We start from the raw sequence: 20,542 nt of genomic DNA, 5'->3' as shown, positions 1-20,542 counted from the left end.
CGCCGTTTTCAGACTCGCTGGCGCTGTCTCAGCGTCTCGATGATGCCTTCAAGCCGGCGCCGGGTCTCGGCGTCGGTCTGCTGGCTCATCAACTCATCCAGGGTTTCCACCACATCGGCGTCACGCCTTGCCCTTGCAGCACGATTGGCACTGTCGGTGCTGCCATCGGACAGCAAGGCGCGAATCATTCGGTCCAGCGTGCCGAACAGAAAGTCGATACTGTAGCCGGCGAGAAATCCGAGGGCGGCGCCGCTGAGCGCGACCTCTGCGTCCTTGTCGCTGGGAATCTGAGAAACGAACAGCACGATCGCCCCTCCCGACAGGGTGCCGAGCACGATGCGATTGACGTGCTCGCCAATACGCGCCGGGTCGAAGGTACGGCTGTAGAGTCGGCTGGCGGTGACCCGCAGCACAAAGGCAAAGGCCCCGAGCGCTCCATACAGAAACGCCTCGGTGTGACGCAGACCTTCGTAGAGAAATCCGAGGAGAGTGGCCTGCGCACCAGCGCCAACCGTCATGCCTGCCTCCGCGCCGATCGCTGACATCATCACATTGGAGATGATGGCCAGCATCACCACCGCCGCGGTGCACTGCCACAGCCGCATCAGGTAGCGCCCGGTGCGGCTATCGCGAAGTCTGCCGCTTTCCCGGCTGGGACGTGTCGCCGCCAAGGTGCGTGGGGAGATGCCCGGGTAGCGGCGCGACAGCTCACGGTAACAGGCGACCAGACCGTCGATGTCGGCGCCACTTAACGGCACGTTCTGCCTCTGCTGCTGGCGCGCCCGATAATACGCGGAAAGATCCACATCCAGCGGCACGCCTTCCGCTTCCAGCGCAAAGTCCAGCAACGCCGCCATGTCATCCAGCAACTGATCCACCCGGTCACCGCAAGGATCGACGCCGCGACTGTCGTCGGACCTCGACGGCTCTCGGCTTGGCTGAGTAGGTCCTTGCTCATCCGCCAAGGCCGATGCACTCGAGCGTTCTCGCGCCACACCCTCTGACACCCGGTGTTCCGATACGTCGAGGCCGCCAGCATTGAGGCGATTCGCATCGCAGCGCTTGCTGTCGTGGCGACCCGTATCGAGCGCGCCCGTATCATGGCTGGCCGTATCCTGTCTGCCTGTCTCAGGGCATTCCGTCTCAGGGCATTCCGTCTCAGGGCATTGTGTCTCGAGCGGCTCTGATTGAGCGGCCTTAGGACGCTGCTTGGCCGATATGCCCATGGCAGTTCCTCCCGCGAGCGCGATGTGCTCGCTGCTGTACCGGGAGCTGGCCTGGTCATCAGGCTCCGTCACTACACCCTGCCGTCCCGGCGCAGCAAAGTGTGTAGTGACTTACTCACCCTAGACGCCCCGGGCCCGCTTGGCGACTTTTGCCGCCAAGCGCGATGGGCCTTTTCTCTGCCGCAGGCACGGCTTCTGCTACAGGCACGGCTACTGCCGCTGACACTGAGGCTGGCGCTGGCGTGGAGCTGATGGCGCCAGCGGACAGCCTAGATGACCTGAGCCGACTGGGCGGCCTCACCGGTCTGTACCTGCCACTGGGCGGAGTAGCGTCCGCCGCGTTCGATCAGCTGCTGGTGGGTCCCGCGCTCGACCACTCGCCCAAGCTCCATCACCACGATGTCGTCGGCGTGAACGATGGTGGACAGGCGGTGGGCGATCATGATCACGGTGCGCTCGCTGCCAATCCGCGCCAGCGAGCGCTGGATGGCGGCCTCGGTCTCGTTGTCCACTGCACTGGTGGCTTCATCCAGCACCAGCACTGGCGGGTCCTTGAGCAGCGCCCTGGCCAGGGACAGGCGCTGACGCTGGCCACCTGACAGCCGTACGCCGCGTTCACCGACGCGGGTATCGAGGCCGTCGGGCAGGCGTTCGATAAACTCCCAGGCCTCGGCAGTGCGTGCAGCACGGACGACCTCGTCGAGACTTGCCTCGGGTCGTGCGTAGGCGATGTTGTCTCGCACGCTGCCCTCGAACAGGTAGACGTCCTGACTGACGAGTCCGATGGCATCGCGCAGTGCATTCTGGCGAAGCTCCGTTACCGGGATGCCATCCAGGACGACCTGCCCCTGGTCTGGATCGTGAAAGCGCAGCAGCAGCTTGATCAGGGTGGACTTGCCGGAACCCGTGGGGCCAACCAGCGCCAGGGTGCGTCCGGCGGGCACCATCAGATCCACATCATCGATACCCGCGTGGCTCTCGGCGTAGTGAAAGCTTACTTTGTCGAACCGCACCTCCCCCCTGACCGGGGTCGGCAACGTGGTCTGACCGTCATCGCGCACACGAATGGGTGTAGCAATCAGATCAAGGATACGACGCGTGCTGGCCATGGCCCGCTCGAACAGGTCGATGACCTGGGCCAACCCTGTCAGCGGCCACAACAGGCGCTGGGTCAGGAACACCAATACACCGTAGGCTCCCACGTTCAGTTCGCCGGAAAGCGCCTGCATGCCGCCGACGATGAAGGTCGCCAGGAAGCCGGTCAGGATCGCCATGCGAATCACCGGAATAAAGGCCGAGCTGATGCGAATGGCACGACTGTTGGCGTCCACATAGGCTTCACTGTCGGCCTTCAGCCGCTCGGCCTCGCGGGCCTCGGCGGTAAAGCTCTTGATGGTGGCCATGCCCTGAATATTGTTCGACAGCCGACTGGAGAGCACGCTCACCTTTTCGCGCACGTCGGCATACAAGGGGCCCGCCTTGCGCTGAAACACGAAGGCCCCCCACAGGATCAATGGCACCGGGGTAAACGCCAGCAGCGCAATCAACGGGGACAGCACGAAGAACACGGCCCCCACCGCTACGACGGTCACCCCAACCTGGATCAGCGAGTTGGCTCCGCCATCCAGGAAGCGTTCGAGCTGGTTGACATCATCGTTCATGGTGGCCACCAGCTCGCCGGATGAACGCGATTCGAAGAAGCCCATGTCCAGGCGCTGCACGTGTTCGTAGGCGTCCTGTCGCAGGTCCGCCTGCAGGCGCTGGGCGAGATTGCGCCAGAGGATCTGAAACAGATACTCGAACAGCGATTCTCCCGCCCAGATAAAGAAGGTCAGCACCCCCAGCACAATGATCTGGGACGACGCCGAGACGAAGCCCAACCGGGCGACGAAGCTCTGCTCCTGATTGACCACGACGTCGATGGCGACACCGATCAGAATCTCGGGCGCGATATCAAACAACTTGTTGATAATCGAGCACAGGGTCGCGGCGACGATTCGCCGACGATAGCCTCGGGCATAGCGCAACAGGCGACCCAAGGCCTGCAGGCTGGAGGAAGTGGACACAGTGGTGGCTCCTTGCGGCTTACATCGGCGCCAGCGCTTCGCGTCCTCGGCACGGGGCGAAGACACGGGTGCTGAGAATGCGAAGCCGTTGATGACGTGCAACATGAACACGCTGGCGCAGGGCGAGACCCGGCCGCCGACACCAGCAATACGCGGCAACTACACAGCAACTGCACAGCAAAACGCCGCGGCCCTGGGGCCGCGGCGCGTGACCTGCTAACAGGTCGGACGACGTCGTGATGACGTCATGCCGGTGTCGATCAGGCAGTGGCTGCCTGGTAACGACGCTCGACTTCGTCCCAATCCACCACGTTGAAGAAGGCGGCGATGTAGTCAGGACGCTTGTTCTGATACTTCAGGTAGTAGGCGTGCTCCCACACGTCCAGACCCAGTACCGGGGTGTTGCCGTGCATCAGCGGGCTGTCCTGGTTGAGGGTGTTTTCCACCACCAGGGCACCGTCCGGAGTCACGGACAGCCACGCCCAACCAGAACCGAAACGGCCCAGAGCGGCCTTGGTAAAGGCATCCTTGAAGGCATCAAAGCCGCCAAGTTCCTTTTCGATGGCGTCAGCCACCTTGCCTTTCGGGTTGCCACCGCCGTTCGGGGACATCACCGTCCAGAACAGGGAGTGGTTGGCATGACCACCGCCGTTGTTGATGACCGGCTGGCGCTTGTCTTCGGGCAGACGCTCAAGGTTGGCAACCAGCTCGTCCACCGGCAGGTCTTCAAGACCAGTACCTTCCAGCGCACCATTCAGGTTGGTGACGTAGGTGTTGTGGTGACGAGAATGGTGGATCTCCATGGTCTGCGCATCGATGGAGGGTTCCAGTGCGTCGTAGGCGTAGGGCAGTTCCGGCAGAGTATGTGCCATGGTGATACCTCCTTCCTTGTAAAGTTGGGCTGATTCAGGGGGATAATCCTATCCCACTCACCAGCTTGCGTCATCGTGGGCCTCATACTATAGGCAAGTCGCGACGGTCTCGCTAGCGCCTGCAGCGCTGGAAAAGTTCTCGTCCAGCGGCGTCGCTTCAGCGACCTTGGCTCACCTCGGCAAGGCCCGATGCCGTAGGCCACAGGGTGGCATCTTTTACGCCTCTTCTACAAGGGTTAGCCAACGGCGACTGCCCGATGTTCCCTGATGACACATCGGATTGACAACAGCAAACAAATTGATAACCATTCCTATCCATTAAGAGTGTATTTCCGATCGCCCGGACGACCCAGCGGAGCCCTTGTTCATGTTCGACCTTCAGTCCGCCTCTTTCACGATTCCGGGCAAGACGCTGCTGGCCCCCACCAGCCTAACCTTCGACGCGGGCCGCGTGCATGGCTTGATCGGCCACAATGGCTCGGGCAAGTCCACCCTGCTCAAGCTGATGGCGCAGCAGCAACCGGTCAGCGCAGGACGCATCCTGTTCAACGGCCAGCCCCTTGAAAGCTGGGGGCGCCGTGCCTTCGCCAGGGAGGTGGCCTACCTCCCCCAGCACCTGCCTGGGGCCGAAAACCTGACCTGCCGCGAGCTTATCGCCTTTGGCCGCTACCCCTGGAAGGGACTGCTTGGGCGTTCGCGCCGAGACGACCAGGAACACGTCAGCAGGGCCATGGCACTGACCCACACCGAGGCCTTTGCCGAGCGCCTGGTGGACACCCTGTCCGGGGGCGAGCGTACTCGCGTGTGGCTCGCCATGCTGCTGGCCCAGGGCAGCCGTCTGCTGCTGCTCGATGAGCCATTGGCAGCCCTGGATATCGCTCACCAGGTGGAGGTGATGACCCTGGTGAAGAAGCTCAGCCGTGAGCTCGACCTGGGCGTGGTAATCGTGCTTCACGACATCAATATGGCCTCACGCTTCTGTGACCGCCTGGTGGCCCTGCACAGCGGCCAGGTCATCGCCGAGGGAAGCCCGGAGACACTGATGACCGGAGACGTCCTTGAGGATATCTACGGCATCCCGATGCAGGTCATGCCCCACCCCAGTGGCGAGCACGCCGTGGCCCTGGTGCAATGATGCTCCGTCGGCTTCCACTGCCAGCCCGCCCGCTTTTTCGACGATTGCCGCGACCCTTGCGTTCATGCTGGCTGACAGCACTGGCGCTGGGCGTGTTGTCACTGTCCGCCAGTTGCCTGGCCTCACCACGCATCGCGAGCCTCGACTGGACCCTGGCAGAAACGCTGGTCGCCCTAGAGGCACCGCCCATGGCACTGGCCCAGACCGATGACTATGAAAGCTGGGTGGGGCTCGAGGCACCCGCGCAGAGTGTCGATATTGGCCTGCGCACCCAGCCCAACCTGGAATTGCTGGCCGACCTGAACCCGGACGCGATCGTCATCTCTCCCATGTTTGCGAATCTGGCACCGCGACTGTCGGCCATTGCCGAGGTGAAGCAATTCTCGATGTACAGCGGGGACGGTGACTTCTGGAACGAAGCACTGACCCTGACCCGCGAACTGGGCGAACTGGTCGGCCGCCAGGTGGAGGCGGAGCGCCTTATTGCCAGCAGCGAGGCGCATATCGCGCAGATTGCCGATCGCCTGCCCGAGGACACGCGCCCGCTGCTGCTGATCCAGTTCATGGATGAGCGTCACGTGCGCCTGTTTGGTGACCACAGCCTGTATCAGGCCGTGATCGAGCGGATGGGCCTGACCAACGCCTGGACCGGCACCACCAATGTCTGGGGCTTCAGCTTGATCGGCATCGAACAGCTGGCCAACTACCCCCAGGCGCGGATCGTGGTGGTCGAACCTTATGTTGCGGGAGTACGCGAGGCGCTGGCCGACAGCGGGCTATGGCGCCATCTGGGCAGCGTCAAACGAAACGACGTCGTGACCTTGCCACCGGTGTGGAGCTTTGGTGCCTTGCCTTCTGCCAACCGCTTCGCCAGCAAGCTGGGTGAGGCTCTGGGTGCAGACAGCCCCGCAGCCACCACGCCAACGACGCGCTCCGCCCAGCGCGAAACGACGATGCTCCTCCCCTCCTCCCGTGATAGCGAGACCCTTCATGCAGGCCGTTGACACCCGCTGCTGGCGATCACACCGACTGAGTGCAACCGCCGCGGTGCTAGTCGTCCTTTGCCTGCTGGCGGCGTGGCAGTCCCTTGAAGGCCTGGGTGGCGCAAGCTCTGCCCTGGCCGCACTGTCCTCGCTTGACGTGACCACCCCCTCGTCACTGGTACTGCACTACAGCTGGTGGCCGCGACTGACCATTGCCTTGACCGCCGGCGCAGCCCTGGGCTTGGCTGGGGTGTTGATGCAGCAGGTGCTACGCAACCCCCTGGCAGCACCCACCACCCTGGGCGTCGCCAGCGGGGCCAACCTGGCCCTGATGATCGCCACCCTGGTCGCGCCGGGCCTGCTCGCCCTTGGACGGGAGTGGGTCGCCCTGTCCGGCGGTGCCCTGGCCATGGGCCTGGTATTTGCGCTGGGCTGGCGGCGCGGCCTGTCGCCTGGCGTGGTGGTGCTCGGTGGTCTGGTAGTGAATCTGTACTTCGGCGCCCTGGCCATCGTGCTACTGCTGTTTAACCAGGAGGCGCTCAAGGGGGTGCTGGTATGGGGTGCAGGATCATTGGCCCAGAATGGCTGGGACGGGGTGTTCTACCTGCTGCCTCGCGTGCTGGTCGCTGGCGCCCTGGCCATCTGGCTGATTCGCCCGCTGGCACTGCTCGAACTCGATGATGCCAGCGCCAAGAGCCTCGGCGTGTCACTCAAGTGGCTGCGCCTGGGCGGCCTCGGCCTGGCGGTCTTCCTGACAGGCTGCGTGGTGGCTACTGTCGGCATCATCGGTTTTATCGGTCTGGCGGCCCCCAACATCGCACGTATGGCCGGTGCCCGACGGCTGCCGGCGCGGGTGGGCTGGTCGATGCTGTTTGGCGCGCTGCTGCTGACCGTCACCGACCTGGTGCTGCAAGGCGGCATCGACGCACTGCCGACACTGCTTCCCACAGGGGCTACCACGGCGATGCTGGGTGCTCCTCTGCTGTTGTGGCTGATCCCCCGGCTCAAGCTGACGCCCCGTCGGCCACCACCGGCATCGGCTCCCCTGGTGCTGCGAACCTCGACGCCTGTCCCGCTGCTGGCAGGACTCGCAGCGGCACTGGTGATCGCCATGCTGGTCGGCATACTCGCCGGGCAAACCAGCACGGGCTGGTCACTGAGCACAGAGGTCCAGGTACTCGACTGGCGCTGGCCACGGATCATGGCGGCCGCTGGCAGCGGCGCCCTGCTGGCCATCGCCGGTACCCTGATCCAGCGCGTCACCGCCAACCCGATGGCAAGCCCCGAACTGCTGGGCATCAGTGGTGGCACAGCCATCGCGCTGATTATCACCATCTTTGTGGTGCCCGGACCCAGCCACTTGCTGCTGCTGGGAACCGGCACCCTGGGGGCGCTGGTGACACTGGCGCTGCTGGTTGCACTCAACCGCGCCAGCGGCTTCCAGCCCGAGCGCCTGCTGCTCAGCGGCGTGGCCATCACGGCGCTGTTCGACGCGGTGCGCTCCATCATCATGGTGGGAGGCGACCCCCGCGGGCAACAGGTCATGGCCTGGCTGTCTGGCTCGACCTACTATGTCGACCCGACCTCGGCGCTGGTGGTGCTGATGGCCGGTGCGGCCGTCGCCCTGGCTGCCCAGCTACTGGCCCGCTGGCTGGATATCCTGCCGCTGGGAAGCGCCACCTCCAAGGCCCTTGGCATCCATGTGGAGAATGCTCGCCTGGGATTGTTGGCAACTGTGGCGGTGCTGACTGCCGCGGCCACGCTGATCGTCGGGCCACTGTCCTTCGTCGGCCTGCTGGCTCCTCATATGGCGCGGCTGATGGGGTTCTCTCGCGCTCGCCTGCATCTGGCCGGTGCGGCGCTGATCGGCGCCCTGTTGATGGTGCTGGCCGACTGGGTCGGGCGACAGCTGCTGTTCCCCCAGGAGATACCTGCCGGTCTGGTGGCCTCGATTCTTGGCGGCAGCTACTTCATGTGGGGGCTGAAGAGACTGTAAGGCTCGGGCATGATGGTCGACCAAGCCGACACTTCCTCTCGGGGTGCCCGACATGCCAGACCAGCCCTGCAACAGCTTGCCCCTGCTTGCGCCCTGCAAAGCACGCTTGGCCCTGGGAGGCAGTTGCTATTGGTGCCTGGAAGCGGTCTATCAGTCGCTCAAGGGCGTCGACGCCGTTCACCAGGGCTGGGTCGCCGCCGAGCCCCCTGACAGTGACTTTCATGAAGCGGTGGTGGTGGACTACGACCCCTCGCGGCTACCCATGGACGTGCTGATCGAGATTCACCTGCACACCCACCACGCCACCTCTGGCCATGCCCTGCGCCAGCGCTACCGCTCAGCGGTCTATGTCCAGAACCAGGTTCACGCCCAGCTGGCCCGCCAGGTGCTGACCCAGCTGCAGGATGACTTCGATTCCCCCCTGGTGACCCAGGTGCTGCCTCTGGCCGCCTTTCGCGATTCCAAGCTGGCCTATCACGACTACTTCTACAGCGATCCGTCACGGCCCTTCTGCGAGCGCTGGATTACCCCCAAGCTGAAGCTCTTGCTGGACCGCTTTAGCGAGGTCGCAGACGGCGAGCGACTGGCCCAGGCAGGGGTCAACAAGGCGCCGATACCTTCACAGCGTTGTTCTTGAGACGCCAAGGCAGCTTAGCCATGACGTCCTCCCGGCAGACACACAAACGCCCGACCGGCAGAGCCTGGTCGGGCGTTCTCACTTAGACTACGTGCCGTGGTCAGAAACGGTACTTGATGCTGCCTACCACGCTGCGCTCTTCACCGTAGTAGCACCAGTAGTCACAACCGGACACGTACTCTTCGTCGGTCAGGTTGTTGACGTTGACCTGGGCGGTCCACTGCGGAGTGATGTCATAGCTGACCTTGGCGTCCCACAAGGTGTAGGAGTCCACCTGAGTATCCGAGTAACGAGGATTGTCCTTGGTCTCGCCCACATAGCGCACGCCACCGCCCAGGTTAAGTCCATGCAGGGCTCCTGGCACTGCATAGTCCAGCCACAGCGACGCCTGATTGCGCGGAATCAGACCCGCGCGCAGATCTTGCTCTTCGCGACTCAAGTCTACCCGTACATCGGTATAGGTGTACGCGGCGGTGACCTTGAGGTCATCGGTCACGTAGCCCACCCCCTCGATCTCGAAGCCCTGGGACTCCCGCTCTCCCCCCTGGCGATTGGCCGACTCACCGCTGGTGTAGAGGGTATCGCTTTCCTTGAGGTCGAATACTGCCGCGGTGACATAACCATCCAGCCAGTCAGGTGCATACTTCACCCCCAGCTCCCACTGTTCGCCATCGCTGGGTCGGTAGGCGCGGCCGTCCGGATCGGTGCCGATCTGCGGTGAGAAGGACTCGCTGTAGCTCAGATATGGCGAGATACCGTAGTCGCCGAGGTACATGATACCGCCGGAGAAGCTCGTCTCATCCTCGGTACCACCGCCATTATCTTCACCGTTGATGCGATTGGTCACATCCACGCTGTCATGGCGCAGGCCGGCAAGGAATATCCAGCGGTCGTCCAGACGCAGCTGGTTCTGAGCGTAGAAGCCAAGCTGCTCCTTGCCCTCATCATGGTCGCTACCTGTCCGCGATGACGGTGTGAAGTTACCGTACTCGGGATCAAAGATATCGAAGGGCAATCCGAAGGCGAAGTCATCGTAGTTGTCGTAGTCGATATCCAGGTCTTGATAGTCGACGCCAAGCAACAGGGTGTTCTCGGTACGATCGCTGTACCAGCGGCCGATAGCACGGGTGTCTACCGTGACCGCATCGAAGTCACCATCGCGATAGGTCAGGCCACGTTGGGCATTGCGATCATCCAGCAGATAAGACACATAGACGTCGCGCTCCAGCAGGTCCAGATGGCTGTAACGGAAGTTCTGCTCGATGTCCCAGGTGTCATTCAGACGATGGGACAGCTCGTAGCCCAGCGCCCACTGCTCATGCTCCTGACGCTCGTAGCCCGGCTCCCCGAGGTTGTCTTCGGGATCGAGCCGACCGAAAGGCGTGCTGTCGACGGTGCCGTAAGGCAGCTTGAAGCCGTTGGTGGGCGTCCCGTGGTCCTTCAGGTAGCTTGCCAGGAAGGTAATGCTGGTATCGTCGGACAAATCCACCGCCAGACTCGGCGCCAGATAGACGCGCTGGTTGTCCGCGTGGTCGATCTGCGCATCGTTCTCGCGGAACAGTCCCACCATGCGATAGCGAACATCGTCGCGGCCGGCCACAGGGCCGGAGACGTCGACGCCGACCTGCTCGTGGTTATCGCTACCGTACTGCAGCTCGATAAGCCCCTGCGGGTCTTCCGTCGGGCGTTTGCTGATGGCATTGATGACCCCTCCGGGAGGCGCCTCTCCGTAAAGGATAGAGGCAGGCCCCTTGAGCAACTCAACGCTTTCCAGACCAAAGGTCTCGGTGCTCCACCAGAAGTAGCCACCCTCGCGGAACTGACGCAGGCCATCCTGATAGAGCGAATCTTCACCGTTGAAGCCGCGAATATAGAACCAATCTGCCTTGTTGTCCTGGCCGAACGGCTGCGATACCACGCCGCTGCGGTAACGCAGCACTTCGTCGTACTTGTTGACCTGGCGGTTATCGAGCTCTTCTCGGGAGACCTGGGAGGTTGACCTAGGTGTCTCCAGCACCGGCGTATCGACCTTCAGGGTAGACGTCGTCACGACCATGGTGTCACTGGAGACCTCGGTGACCGCTTCCTCCTGCGCCATCGCCAGCGAGGCCATCGGAACCCACCCGACGATCAGGGGCACGGTGGCATAGTGAACCGCCCGTGCAAGCGGGTGACGGGATAGTGACTGGTGCTGGGGGAGCATGGAGAACCTCGGAGGCAGCGTCAGAGCGAACGACCAGGCAGGAACGCCAATGGGACTCCTGCCTAAGAAAACAACATCTACATGTTAATTGTTTTCATTACGTCTCGCAATTTTGCGTACACGAGGAATCAACGATACATCACTGGCGTTCAAGCCGTCCCACGGCATCCCGACTGGCGGCCTCGCGATTTTCCCCGGTGAGTTCGATCAACTGTCCGGCGCGCATTTCCAGCAGTCGATCAGCGTGCTGAAAATAGTGATCGTCATGGCTGATGGCGAAAACCGTCTTGCCCATGCTCCGCAGCTTGGGTAGCAACTCTTGATAGAACACACGCCGGAACTGCGGATCCTGATCCGCCGCCCACTCGTCGAGTAGCAGAATGTCGCGCTCCTCCGCCACCGCCATCAGCAGTGCAAGGCGTTTGCGCTGTCCCTGAGACAGTTCTGGATTGGTCACCCTTTGCCCATCGAAGTGCAGTTTGTCCCGCATCTTGAGCACATCGAGCCAGCGTTCCATCAGTACCGGGTCAGGCGAGGCCCCGTCGGGTCCGACCAGGGTGTCGAACTGATGAAAGTCGGTATACACCGCGGAAAAGCGCTGGCGAAACCCTTCTCGATCGCTGTCATTCAACACCTTGCCATCGAGCGTCATGCTGCCCTCGTGAGGGCGATACAGTCCGGTCAACAGCTTTGCCAGCGTGGATTTGCCGCTGCCGTTGCCACCGATCAAAAACACCAGCTCACCTCGCTTAAGCGATAGATCGAGGGGGCCGACCACGAATCCACCAGAGTCCCCTGCAGAGGTATGCGACGATGAATAGCGGAAGCTGACGCCCTCCAGCCGTAGCTCTTGCCATGCTCCGCTCACCGCCGCTCGACTGCCAAATTCCTGACGGGGCTCAGCCAGATCCAGCCCACGAATCTTATCGAAGGCAACCTGAGCGCTCAGCAGCGTGGGCAAGGCGCCCACCGCAGAGATCAGGGGAGTGCGCAGGAACAACAGGGTCAGCGAAAAGGTGGCCGCGACTTCGGTAGACGCCCAGCCCAGCCCGTTGGCCAGATAGAACACCACACCGATGGCGCCCAACATCATGATGTTGGACACATTGACAGCGCTCAGGTGATAGGTATCGGCGCGGATGATGTGATGGCGATAGCGCCGGGCATCGCGGTCGTAGGTGTCTTCAAAGAGTGCCTGGGCTCGGTCACGATTGAGCGCCAGCTCCTTGCGACCATCGATCACCGCCTGATAGTCGCGGTACAGCGCGTCCTCGGTCTCGCGCACCTGGGACAGGTGGCGATACACGCGCCTGACCAACCAGGCTCCGGCTGCCATGGTCGCCCCGACCCAAAGGCTGGTCACGATCAACAGCCCTGGCGACAACCAGCCGAGATAAAGCGCTGAGCCTAGCGTCAATACAATGCCTTGAACCAGCTCGGGAAGACGCACGAAAGCGATCGTGATATTGCGCACATCGCTGGACAGGCTGGCCAACAATTCGGCACTGCCTAGACGTTCCAGGCGCTCGATATCGGTGTCCAGAATCTGCTTGACCAGACGCGAGCGAAGCCCATAGACGAAGTGATGTCCCAGCGTGGTCAGCGCCAGTTGTGAAGCCAGCGTCACGGCCAGCAGCGCCACCACAATGCCCAGGAACTGGGGCAGAATACTGCCGACGTCTCCCGACACTTCGATCAGGCGGCGGTTGATGAAGGCGATCGCTCCAATCCCCAGGGCCGCGCTGACGAGGCTCAGCAGCATCACCCCGACAAAGGGCCAACGATAGTAGCGGTAGACGACACTTAATAGTTCCAATGACTCACGCCTCTCAGGGGGAATTTAGCTCGCTGAATGCTGCTCTACGCCGCAGGACTTCTCCACGCTCACAGACCACCACTGGGCGCAGCATCTTTGGCAACGTGTGACCAGATCCATGGTTGTCGGCGTGTCACGGTTGGCTTGTGACGACAGGCTTGTCATGGCTGGCTTGCCACACCAGGGCGTGCATTGTCCCAGAGCGAACCGTCGACGCAAGGGAAACACTGCACAAATGCCTGCGCCGCCGATTCGCAGCGTTACGCGCGGCTCAACCGCCGTGCCTTTTCCCCATGGTGTCGGGCTATACGCTTCCCTGAACCTGTCATGAAGCAGCAACACGGGCTTACATATTTCTTTCACAACGCGCCCTTGAAATCTTGTACATAACCTCCACAATAGATATCACAGCGTCGCGATGAGCATCCTTGCGTCGCTGCAAGCAAGACAGGTTGCTGCACTGGAACACGCCGCAACCGAGAGGATCGCAAGAACCACTCGCCAGAAGGAGAAAAGGAATGATCCGCAAGAATCTGCTGACTACCGCTATCGCAAGCACTGTCTTCGCCGGCTCCATGGCCGTGGGCACCACCGCCCTTGCCGATCATCACAACGAGGGCGCGAATCAGGCCGCACACAGCGAGCCGCAAGGCCTCTACTCCGCTGAAGAGCTGCTCGATGCCGATGTCTTTGCCAAAGGCTCAAGCCAGGACGAGGTGGGCGAAGTCGAGGACATCCTGCTCGACAATGACATGAAAATCCGCGCCATCGTGGTGGAAGCAGGCGACCTGCTCGACCTGGGCGAAAACCAGTACGTGGTCGAGACCGGCGACTTTACCGTTCAGACCACCAACGGCGACAGCCTGGACAACATCGAATACTCCGTTCACCTGAACATCACTCAGGATGAAATCTCCGCACAGCCTGAGTACACCAACACCTGGTGGAATCAGACCAAGACCAACGTGCAACAGGCTTGGATGGACACCAAGGAAGGCGCTCAGAGTGCCTGGCAGACCACCAAGTCCGCCACTGCCAACGCCTTGACCAGCGCCGGTAATGCCATCGAAAACGCTGGCGACAATGCCGAAGACGCTGCACAAGATGCCGCCAATTAATGGGGTAGCTTGAACGTCACAGGCTAATATCCTCTGACGCCATCACACACCCGGTCATCGACCGGGTGTGTTGCGTTTTAGGCCCGCACTATATGTCTAACGTCCCTAGATAGGTCTAACATCCCTGGATAGGTCTAACGCCCCTGGGCTCAGCATCGCGTCAGCCCTGCTCGGACCGCCTCAAGCCTGCCAGCAGCGGCTTGCCCGTCAGCGGATCTTCCACCAGTGAACAGTCAACGTCATAGAGCTGCCTGACCAGGGCCGGTGTCACCACCTCCTGCGGCTTTCCCTCCGCGACCAGCTTACCGTCCCGCATCGCCACCAGGTGGTCGGCATAACGGCATGCGCTGGTCAGGTCGTGCACCACCATGATAATGGTGCGACCCTTGAGCACCAGCCGATGCAATAGCTCGAAGACCTCCAGCTGGTGGCCAAGATCCAGCGCCGACGTCGGCTCGTCCAGCAGAATAATGGGCGTCTGCTGGGCGATGGTCATGGCAATCCACGCTCGTTGGCGCTGTCCTCCGGAGAGCGTCTCCAGACCACGCTCGGCAAGCGTCTGTAGTCCCGCGCTGGCGATGGCCTGGGCGACCACGGCCTGATCTTCCTCACTCCACTGGCGATACCAGGACTGGTGAGGCTGGCGACCGAAGCGGATCAGATCATTGACGCTAAGCCCCTCGGGGGCGGAGGCCTCCTGGGGCAGCAAGGCAATGCGGCGCGCCAGGTCTCTTGCACTCAGGCGCTTGAGCTCCTGGCCTTGCAGCCAGACCTTGCCCTGTGTCGGCGTGTGCAGCCGTGAAAGTCCCGCCAGCAGCGTCGACTTGCCGCAGCCATTGGGCCCCACGATGGCCGTGAGCTGGCCTTGAGGAATGGTCAGGTTCAAGCCGTCGATGACGCGCAGGCGGCCATGGCTGAGCACCAGATCTTCCACCACGTAGGGGGCGGGCTCAGGGGCCATCGGCCTAGGCTGTTGCGATGACGATGATGGGAGTGACATCAAGACTCTCTCAACTATCTAAATTTTCTAAATAGGCTCTAGACGTGCGCCCAACCATGGGCAACCGCTCAACCGAAGCTCCATCAGCGGCGCACCAGAATCCAGATCAGCCAGGGGCCACCGACCACCGCGGTGACGATACCCACGGGCAGCTCAAGCGGAGACAGCAACAGCCGTCCCACCAGATCGGCCACCACCATGACCATGGCCCCGGCGAGCCCCGCCCCGAGCAGCGGTACCTGACGGTTGCCGCAGAGATGGCGCGCGACTTCAGGGCCCAGCAGCCCCACCATGCCCACCGGCCCTGCCACTGATACGGCCAAGGCAGTCAGCGCCACCGAGACCACCAGCACCTGGGCCCGACGTCGCTTGAGCGGTGCCCCCAGGCCGGTGGCCACGGCATCGGAAAAGCGCATCAATGCCAGTGACCGCGACAGCCACAGCGCCAGCGGCACCAGCACGAGCAGCCCAACACCCAACACCTGCACGGCGCCGGCAGGTCGCGCGTTCAGCGTGCCTACGGTCCAGGGGTAGGCCGCATTGGCCACATCGATGGCCGCCCGCGACAGCATCAATTGGGTCACTGCCCCAAAGATGGCACCGACCCCTATCCCAGCCACGATAAAGCGATAGCCACGGGCGCCCCCTCCCGCGGCCAGGCCGAAGGTCAGCACAGCGGCAGTCGCCGCCCCGGCCAGCGCCATGGCGGAAGGCGCCAGGCTGAGCCCCATGCCCAGTACCGAGGCCACCGCAAAGGCGGTGGCGCCGTTATCGATGCCAATGATGCCCGGCGTCGCCAGCCGATTGCGCGCCAAGGTCTGCATCAGGCAGCCGGCAAGCCCAAAGGCCAGGCCAGTGGACAGCGCCGCCAGCAGGCGAGGAAGGCGAAGCTGCTCGACCACGAAGGTATCAAGGGGCCCGGCCTGGTTGAGCATGACGTCCCACAGGGTCTGTGGAGGCAGGTGCTGCTCGCCGAGACACAGGTAGGCAAGGCTCGCCAGTCCTAGCGCAGCCAACAGTAACAGCACCCCTGACCAATGGCGCCGGTCGAGCAGCAGGCTGATCCCGCGATAACGCCATAGCCACATGCCCTGTGGCAGCGGGCCGCGATGTTCGGCGCTCTCCGGGAGCGTGGCGGGGCTATTTGAGGGGCTATGTGAGGGGCTATGCGAAGGGCTATGCGAGGGGCTATGCGAAGGGCTATGTGAGGAACAAGAAGGCATCGACATCATTACAGACTCGGCAGGCGACGGGCGCGCACAACGCTGATCAGTACCGGTGCCCCGCACAGGGCGGTCAGTACTCCCAGCGGCATTTCAGAGGGTGCCACCAGCCGTCTGGAGACGACATCGGCGGTCAACACCAGCAGCGGTCCCAGCGGCAGGCACAGCCATAGCGTGCGACGCAGCTCAGGCCCGGCGATGGCGCGGGCGACAAAGGGAACCACCAGCCCCACGAACGCTATGGGGCCGGCCACGGCGGTGGCTCCGCCCACCAGTACCGCGACGATCAGCACCGCCATCAGACGCAGCCTGCCGGGGTGATGCCCAAGCCCAGCGCTGGCGCGCTCGCCCAGGGCCAGACTGGCCATCGGTCGCACTACCACGATCAGTGCCAGTCCCGCGATCGCCATGCTCGGAAGCACCGCCAGCAAGTCCTCCAGCTGACGTCCTGACAGGCTGCCGACCACCCAGAAGCGAATCTCGTCAGCGGCGCGGCGGTCGGTCAGCAGAATAAGCGACGTCAGGGCCCCCAGCAGGCCCGAGAATGCCGCCCCCGCCAGCACCAGACGAATCGGATCACTGCCCAAGCCACGGATGCGACTGACGCCCAGCACGCACAGGCAACCGGCCAGCGCCCCCAGTTGCGCCACACCGATGCGCAGCTGAAGCAGGCTGCCTCCCGCCAGCAACATCAGCGCCACGGCAAAGGCGGCCCCCGCGCTGACGCCGAGCAGGCCAGGTTCAGCCAGCGGATTGCGGGTCATGGACTGCAGCAGGGTGCCAGACACGCCGAGGGCAATGCCCACTACCAGGCCCACCAGGGTGCGCGGCAGTCGCAGCTGCCAGACAACGAAGGACGCCTCTTCCCCCCCCTGCCCCATCAGCACTTGCAGAGAGTCGACCACACCGAGCTCACCCGCACCCACGGCAAGGCTCGCCATGACGGCGAGCCCAAGCAACACAAAGAGGGCCACCAATGGCCCTCCTGGAACATGTCGAAGTGACGTCACGGTGCGGCAGTGACCTCCAGTGCCCGCTCGATGTCATCGAGCACAGCCTGGGCGGCGATGGGACCATTGGCACTGGTCCACAGCTGACCGTTCACCGCCACGACGCGATCGTTCTCGACCACCGACAGCCGGGCAAACGCATCGCTCTGGCGCGCCTGGGCCAGCGCTTCCTGTCCCTTCTCGTCGAGCGTGGCAAGGAACAGCCAGTCACCGTCGACACGCGACAGCGACTCGAGGCTCAGCGGGTCGCTATGCGGACGGTTGTCAGGCACCAGTCCATCGTCCTGAACGTCCAGGCCAGCGGCCTCGAGCAAGCCGGTGGAAAACAGCCGAGTCGACATCACCAGCGGCCCCTGGGGCATCCAGCGGATCAGGAAAGCGCTGTCACCCGCGCTGCGCTCGGCGACCTGATCAGCCAATGAGGCGGCGCGGGTTTCCACTGCATCAATGGCTGCGTCCACCTGGTCCTGATGCCCCAGTGCGGCGCCAAACAGGCGGGCCTCATCCTTCCAGGCATTGGCATCGAAGCCCTGGGTAGTGGGCACGATCGTCGGCGCCAGCTGGGATAGCAGCGCGTAAGTCTCGTCAGACAGACGCGAGGAGGCCAGAATCAGGTCAGGCTTGAGCCCGACCACCGCCTCGACATTGACCTCACCGGAGGTACCGACGATCTGAATATCGGGAACGTCATCGCGCAGATAGTCCGCCACATCCTCGGCAGCACGCGTCGCCACCGCGCCCAGCGGCGTTACCCCGGCAGCCAGAGAAGCGTCCAACGCCCCTTCGTATAGCGTGACGACACGCGTCGGCTGCCCGTTGACCGTGACCTTGCCGTTGGCGGTCTCGAGCACACGACTATCTTGCTGGGCACTGGCACTGACAGGCGCCAACAGGGCAAGAGCGGCCAGGCCGATCGCTGCCACCACCCCTGCGGATGTTTTACGGGACATTGCTCGCATCTTCTCTATTCCTTGTCGCACGCCTCTCCTCGGTGACATGCCGAGGAGGGGCGATGTGGAACGATATAGTAATCAATCTCAGTTGCAGTTGCTTGCCCAACCTCCTCGCTCATATCGGAACGGTGCGTTCGACAGAGCGGGACGCTGACGCTCTTCCTTAGAAGTCGACGTTCAAGCCGAGCCAGACGCGGCGCCCATCTTCGACGTAGCCGTACTCGTCGTAGTCGATGTCTTCATCAAAGAGGTTGTAGATGCCGACGTTGACGCGAGCGGCGTCGGTCAGCTGATAGCCGATGCCGGTGTCGACGAAGGTGTAGTCCGGCGCCACGATGGCACTCTGCGACGGTCCGGTGGTGGGCTGACTTTCGTCGCCGCGATAGGTCACGCGTGTCCACTGGGACAGACGGTCGCTCACCTCCCAGTCGAGGTTGGCGGAGAATTCATGCTCGGGCAGCTGGGTCAGAGGCTCGCCTTCGTACTCGCCGCTCTTCTGTTCAGAGTCGGTGTAGGTGTAGCTGGCGGACAGCTCCAACGACTGGCCGATGGGGGTCGACAGCGACAGCTCGACGCCCTGCGTTTCGGCTTCATCGACATTGACTCGGTAGGTCGGGTTGCTGCCGAACTGGTTGGGGCCATCCGTACAGATATCTACCGGACAGGCGATCCGAGTGATCTTGTCGTCAAAGTCGTTGTGGAACACGGTGGCGCTGGCAGACAGACCGCTGGCATTGTTGTACAGAAGCCCCAGTTCCTTGTTGACCGACGTTTCCGGCTCGAGATCCGGGTTGCCGTAGATGTTGCCGCCGCGGCTGACCTGCCCCCAGCCAGGGGTGATCTCGCGCAGATCCGGTGCCCGGTAGCCGGTGGAGACACCGCCCTTCAGCGTCCAGTCGGAGGTCATGTGCCAGACGCTGTACAAGCGGGGGCTGACTTCAGAGCCGTAGTTCTCGTCGTGATCCATACGCACCCCGCCGGTCAGCGACCAGTCGTCGAGGAGCATCCACTCGTCTTCGGCAAACAGGGCCCACTGACTGTTGCGCACGTTGGTCAGATCGGAAATCTGATTCGAGGTCTGGTCGTCCAGCTCTTCCTCTTCGAAGCTGGCGCCGACGGTGACAATATGCGCGCCCAGCGGCATGACCAGGCTCGACTTGGCGTTGGTGTTGGTGATCTCCATCTCGCGAGTCTTGTTGCGGGCTTCTTCGCGCTGGACGTAGGTCTCTGTGGTACCGAAGGAGAAGCGACCGGTATGGGTCAAGGCCACGTATTCCTGGGTGAACTCGTCAAAGCTGTCTTCACAGCCACCACGGCAGCCGTCCGGGTCGACGCTGTTACCGAGCAAGGCTTCGCGATCCTGCTCGGTACGGCTGGCCTCGAGCGCCAGATCATGATTGTCGGAGGGCGTCAGCGACAGCCTCGCGGTCAAGCTCTGGACCTGCTTGTCTTCGTAGCCATTGATGATGTTGTCTTCATCCCGCTGGGTGGCGCGCCCGTAAACCGTCAGCCCGAGCAGTCCCTCGGACAGCGGCCCAGAGGCATAGAAGTTGGCTTGCCGGCTGTCGCCAGAATCGCTGTCCTGCTGCAGGATGGTGTCCAGCTGCAGGTTGCCGTGCCATTCATCGGCCACCTTGCGGGTGATCACGTTGATGACACCGCCGATGGCGTCGGAACCGTAAAGGGTCGCCATCGGACCACGCACCACCTCGATACGCTCGATCGCCTGCAGCGGCGGCAGCCAATCCTGCTCGAAGCCGGCGCTGCCATTGGGACGGGTCTCGCGGGTGCTGACACGACGGCCGTCGATCAGCAACAGGGTGTACTTGGCGGGCATGCCGCGCATGCTGATGTCATAGCCATTATCGCCACCGCCACCGCCGGTCACGATGACCCCCGGAACGTCGCGCAGCGCATCGGTCACGTCCTGGTAATAGCGTTTTTCCAGGTCTTCCCGGGTCACCACGCTGATCGAGGCCGGCGCATCGGCCACGCTTTGATCGAAGCCGGCGGCTGTCACCACCACGTCATCCAGGGCAACATCATCAGCGGCCAACACCGGCAAGGCCGTGCACACAGAGGCTCCCGCCAGCCCGACGGCAAGGCGGCGAATGCTGATCGACAGAGGATGACGCGGCAGGGGGTGAGACAACATCGTTTTTTGCTCCGAGTGAGGTGGCAATCCACCTGGTGGCTCTTGCTCTGGCTTCGGCCCGCTGGGTCGTGGGTCTAAAGACGAAGCCTTTATGAATGTGAATATTTATCATTTAGATTCTTCCATCAAAGTTTCATAATTGCTGCAAA

General features: G+C 62.8%; 15 protein-coding genes. 5 read left to right on the top strand and 10 right to left on the bottom strand.

Annotated elements, in window-relative coordinates; all coding sequences use genetic code 11:
- Nucleotides 1-8: 8 nt before the first annotated feature.
- The 3 genes from KUV41_RS07465 to KUV41_RS07455 form a co-directional block, all read right to left on the bottom strand.
- Nucleotides 9-1,007 carry a hypothetical protein gene (locus KUV41_RS07465; RefSeq protein WP_222485319.1) on the bottom strand — a complete coding sequence of 333 codons (999 nt, stop codon included), beginning with the start codon at nucleotides 1,005-1,007 and terminating at the stop codon, nucleotides 9-11.
- Nucleotides 1,008-1,495: 488 nt separating this feature from the next.
- Nucleotides 1,496-3,292 (bottom strand): ABC transporter ATP-binding protein, encoded by a 1,797-nt coding sequence (locus tag KUV41_RS07460; protein WP_315900563.1) that lies wholly within the window; start codon nucleotides 3,290-3,292, stop codon nucleotides 1,496-1,498.
- A gap of 260 nt (nucleotides 3,293-3,552) precedes the next feature.
- On the bottom strand, nucleotides 3,553-4,164 hold the full coding sequence (locus KUV41_RS07455; protein ID WP_206939619.1) for a superoxide dismutase: 612 nt from the start codon (nucleotides 4,162-4,164) through the stop codon (nucleotides 3,553-3,555).
- A 367-nt stretch (nucleotides 4,165-4,531) separates the two neighbouring features.
- On the opposite strand from KUV41_RS07455, the gene KUV41_RS07450 reads away from it, so the two are divergent.
- The 4 genes from KUV41_RS07450 to KUV41_RS07435 are packed head-to-tail and all read left to right on the top strand — an operon-like array spanning nucleotide 4,532 to nucleotide 8,915.
- Nucleotides 4,532-5,299 (top strand): ATP-binding cassette domain-containing protein, encoded by a 768-nt coding sequence (locus KUV41_RS07450; RefSeq protein ID WP_206939628.1) that lies wholly within the window; start codon nucleotides 4,532-4,534, stop codon nucleotides 5,297-5,299.
- Between the two features lie 56 nt (nucleotides 5,300-5,355).
- Entirely contained in the window at nucleotides 5,356-6,303 is a 948-nt protein-coding gene (locus KUV41_RS07445; protein ID WP_261395946.1) for an iron-siderophore ABC transporter substrate-binding protein, read from the top strand.
- Complete coding sequence (gene fhuB, locus KUV41_RS07440; RefSeq protein WP_206939632.1) at nucleotides 6,290-8,278, top strand: Fe(3+)-hydroxamate ABC transporter permease FhuB; 1,989 nt, start codon at nucleotides 6,290-6,292, stop codon at nucleotides 8,276-8,278. Before KUV41_RS07445 ends, fhuB begins: the two co-directional genes overlap by 14 nt.
- A 52-nt stretch (nucleotides 8,279-8,330) precedes the next feature.
- On the top strand, nucleotides 8,331-8,915 hold the full coding sequence (locus KUV41_RS07435; RefSeq protein ID WP_222485315.1) for a peptide-methionine (S)-S-oxide reductase: 585 nt from the start codon (nucleotides 8,331-8,333) through the stop codon (nucleotides 8,913-8,915).
- 100 nt (nucleotides 8,916-9,015) lie between these two features.
- On the opposite strand, the gene KUV41_RS07430 is transcribed toward KUV41_RS07435, so the two are convergent.
- Entirely contained in the window at nucleotides 9,016-11,118 is a 2,103-nt protein-coding gene (locus KUV41_RS07430) for a TonB-dependent siderophore receptor (RefSeq protein WP_222485313.1), read from the bottom strand.
- Nucleotides 11,119-11,257: 139 nt separating this feature from the next.
- Nucleotides 11,258-12,934 (bottom strand): multidrug ABC transporter permease/ATP-binding protein, encoded by a 1,677-nt coding sequence (locus tag KUV41_RS07425; protein ID WP_222485311.1) that lies wholly within the window; start codon nucleotides 12,932-12,934, stop codon nucleotides 11,258-11,260.
- A gap of 518 nt (nucleotides 12,935-13,452) precedes the next feature.
- Here KUV41_RS07425 and KUV41_RS07420 point away from each other — a divergent pair.
- Nucleotides 13,453-14,052, top strand: coding sequence for a PRC-barrel domain containing protein (locus KUV41_RS07420; RefSeq protein ID WP_206939655.1), 600 nt, complete (start codon nucleotides 13,453-13,455; stop codon nucleotides 14,050-14,052).
- A 160-nt stretch (nucleotides 14,053-14,212) separates the two neighbouring features.
- On the opposite strand, the gene KUV41_RS07415 is transcribed toward KUV41_RS07420, so the two are convergent.
- From KUV41_RS07415 to KUV41_RS07395, 5 genes are all read right to left on the bottom strand, one after another.
- The gene (locus KUV41_RS07415; RefSeq protein WP_206939657.1) at nucleotides 14,213-15,013 is read right to left on the bottom strand and encodes an ABC transporter ATP-binding protein; all 801 of its coding nucleotides are present in this window, start codon (nucleotides 15,011-15,013) and stop codon (nucleotides 14,213-14,215) included.
- 122 nt (nucleotides 15,014-15,135) lie between these two features.
- A complete protein-coding gene (locus KUV41_RS07410) occupies nucleotides 15,136-16,140 on the bottom strand; it encodes a FecCD family ABC transporter permease (RefSeq protein WP_222483542.1) in 1,005 nt (334 codons plus the stop codon).
- Between the two features lie 143 nt (nucleotides 16,141-16,283).
- Nucleotides 16,284-17,252, bottom strand: coding sequence for a FecCD family ABC transporter permease (locus tag KUV41_RS07405; protein ID WP_261395945.1), 969 nt, complete (start codon nucleotides 17,250-17,252; stop codon nucleotides 16,284-16,286).
- Nucleotides 17,253-17,281: 29 nt separating this feature from the next.
- Nucleotides 17,282-18,235: an iron-siderophore ABC transporter substrate-binding protein gene (locus tag KUV41_RS07400; RefSeq protein WP_222485309.1), complete on the bottom strand. Its 954-nt coding sequence runs from the start codon at nucleotides 18,233-18,235 to the stop codon at nucleotides 17,282-17,284.
- Nucleotides 18,236-18,401: 166 nt separating this feature from the next.
- Complete coding sequence (locus KUV41_RS07395; RefSeq protein WP_222485306.1) at nucleotides 18,402-20,393, bottom strand: ligand-gated channel protein; 1,992 nt, start codon at nucleotides 20,391-20,393, stop codon at nucleotides 18,402-18,404.
- Nucleotides 20,394-20,542 lie beyond the last annotated feature (149 nt).

The sequence above is a fragment of the Halomonas sp. DP8Y7-1 genome (assembly GCF_019801685.1).
Taxonomy (GTDB): Bacteria; Pseudomonadota; Gammaproteobacteria; order Pseudomonadales; family Halomonadaceae; genus Halomonas; species Halomonas litopenaei_A.
The sequence above is the reverse complement of the archived record's forward strand: the minus strand, read 5'-3'. Positions and strand labels throughout refer to the sequence as shown.